We start from the raw sequence: 2,150 nt of genomic DNA on the forward strand, positions 1-2,150 counted from the left end.
CAGGCCGCTGAGCGGGTCGACGACCTCGGCCCGGAGCCAGTCAAGGAGAAGCGCGCGCCGGCGGGCTCCGCGCTCGATGGATAGCGCACGGGCGGTGAGCCGCGCTTCGACGATGTCTGCGTGCAGCCGCGCGTACTCGTCCCGCGCCCATTCGTGCCGCAGCGCCAGCGCCGCCATGTACGGCAGCTCGTTCATGTCACTCTCCCGTTCTTTGGACACCTCCTAAACCGTAACGCTGGTGTCGCCAATGTGCAACCGGTCAAAGACGAATGACGGTGTTGCACGTTGGTAGACTGCTCACCGGACAGGCAGGAGGGGTGATGAACGACGCTCAGGACGACCCCACGCCGCTGCTGAGGGACTTCGTCAACACCCGCAACATCGACGCCGACCGCGACGAGATCCCCTCGCCCGCACGGCTCGTCGCATGGCTGGCCGAGCGGCGGCTCGTCCCGGAGGACACCGCGGCCACGGGCAACGACCTGGTCACCGCGGTCGCGCTGCGCGAAGCGCTCCGCGAGGCCATGGCCGCCAACCACGGCGCGCAGGACGCCGAGCACGCCGACGACCTGGACGACGCCCTGGCGGCGCTGCCGCTGCGGCTCACGCTCACGGGCCCGCGTCCGGCGCTCGTCCCGCTCGATCCGCCCGCGACGGCCGCCGCCGGCCTCGCCCGCATCGCCGCGGCGGTCGCCGACTCCGTCGCCGCCGGCACCTGGGCCCGGCTCAAGGTCTGCCAGGAGGACACCTGCCGCTGGGCGTTCCTGGACACGTCCAAGAACCGGTCCCGCGCCTGGTGCTCCATGAGCACCTGCGGGAACCGCACCAAGACCCGCGCCTACCGGGCGCGCCGGCGTCCGGCCGCCGGATGACCCGTCCCGCTCGCTAGGGTGGGCGGAGAATCCGGACGAGAGGACGTGCGACGCCATGGCCGATGTCGGAGTGCGGCCCGCGAGGCGGGCGGACGCCGCCGCCGTCGCCGACATCCAGGTGCGGGCCTGGCGGCAGGGCTACCGCGACCTGCTGCCGGCGGACGTCCTCGACCGGGTGACCGGGCCGGACGCCGCGGAGACGTGGCGCGATCGGTGGGCCGAGGCGGCGACGGCGCCGCCGAGCCCCCGGCACCGGCTACTGGTCGCGGTGGCGTCCGACCTCGTCGTCGGGTTCGCCGCGCACGGGCCCGCCGAGGACCCCGACCTGGACCCCGGCGCCACGGCCGAGCTGATCACGCTGCTCGTCGACCCGATGCACGCCCGCGCCGGGCACGGAAGCCGGCTGCTCGCCGCCACCGCCGACCTCCTCCGCGAGGACGGGTTCGGCACCCTGACCACGTGGGCGTTCGAGGACGACGAGGTGACGCGGACGTTCCTCGCCTCGGCGGGGTGGGCACCGGACGGGACGGCCCGCGCCCTCGACATGGGCGAGCCCGTCCGGCAGATCCGGCTGCACACCGATATCAGCGTTGACCAGGAGCCGGTTCCCTAGGGGTCGGTGAAAGGCACGGGCGACCCGGCCATATCTTTGAGGTCGTGCCCGAATCCACCTCACTGACGCCGCCGCATGCCCCCGTGGCGGCACCCGCCGCCGGCAGGCGCCGCTGGCTGGGCATGGCCGTCATGAGCCTCGGCGTCTCCCTGATCGTCGTGGACGCCACGATCGTCGGCGTCCTGCTGCCCAGGATGATCGGCGACCTCGGCCTGACGACCACGGACGCCGAGTGGGTCACGTCGGTGTACGCGCTGGTGTTCGCCGCGCTGCTGATCCCGTTCGGCCGGGCCGGCGACCTGTTCGGGCGGCGCCGGATGTTCGTGCTCGGGATGGCGGTGTTCACGGTGGCGAGCGTCGCCGCCGCGCTCGCGGGCGACGGCTCGGCGCTGATCGGGGCGCGGGCGCTGCAGGGCGTCGGCGCCTCCATGATCCTTCCGGCGACGCTGTCGACGGTGAACGCGGTGTTCACCGGGCGCGAGCGCGCCGTCGCGTTCGGGATCTGGGGATCGATGATCAGCGGTATGGCCGCGCTCGGCCCCCTGGCCGGCGGGGCCCTCGCCACCGCCGGGGACTGGCGCTGGGCGTTCGGGGTCAACCTGCCGCTCGGCATCGCGCTGATCGCCGCCGCACTCGCCCTGATGCCCGAGACGCGCCGATCCCGC

The 2,150-nt window shown here is 73.8% G+C and carries 4 protein-coding genes; 3 read left to right on the top strand and 1 reads right to left on the bottom strand.

The features are described from left to right. The coding region (locus tag E1285_RS44685; protein WP_132160968.1) for a hypothetical protein at window positions 1-195 on the bottom strand (195 nt) is incomplete at its 3' end. A gap of 125 nt (window positions 196-320) precedes the next feature. Here E1285_RS44685 and E1285_RS44690 point away from each other — a divergent pair. The 3 genes from E1285_RS44690 to E1285_RS44700 form a co-directional block, all read left to right on the top strand. Continuing rightward, the gene (locus E1285_RS44690) at window positions 321-872 is read left to right on the top strand and encodes a CGNR zinc finger domain-containing protein (RefSeq protein WP_132160969.1); all 552 of its coding nucleotides are present in this window, start codon (window positions 321-323) and stop codon (window positions 870-872) included. 55 nt (window positions 873-927) lie between these two features. After that, a complete protein-coding gene (locus E1285_RS44695) occupies window positions 928-1,485 on the top strand; it encodes a GNAT family N-acetyltransferase (RefSeq protein ID WP_132160970.1) in 558 nt (185 codons plus the stop codon). A gap of 44 nt (window positions 1,486-1,529) precedes the next feature. Then, a partial coding sequence (locus tag E1285_RS44700; RefSeq protein WP_243723486.1) for an MFS transporter occupies window positions 1,530-2,150 on the top strand: 621 nt, incomplete at its 3' end.

Source organism: Actinomadura sp. 7K507, from assembly GCF_004348425.1.
Classification (GTDB): Bacteria; Actinomycetota; Actinomycetes; order Streptosporangiales; family Streptosporangiaceae; genus Spirillospora.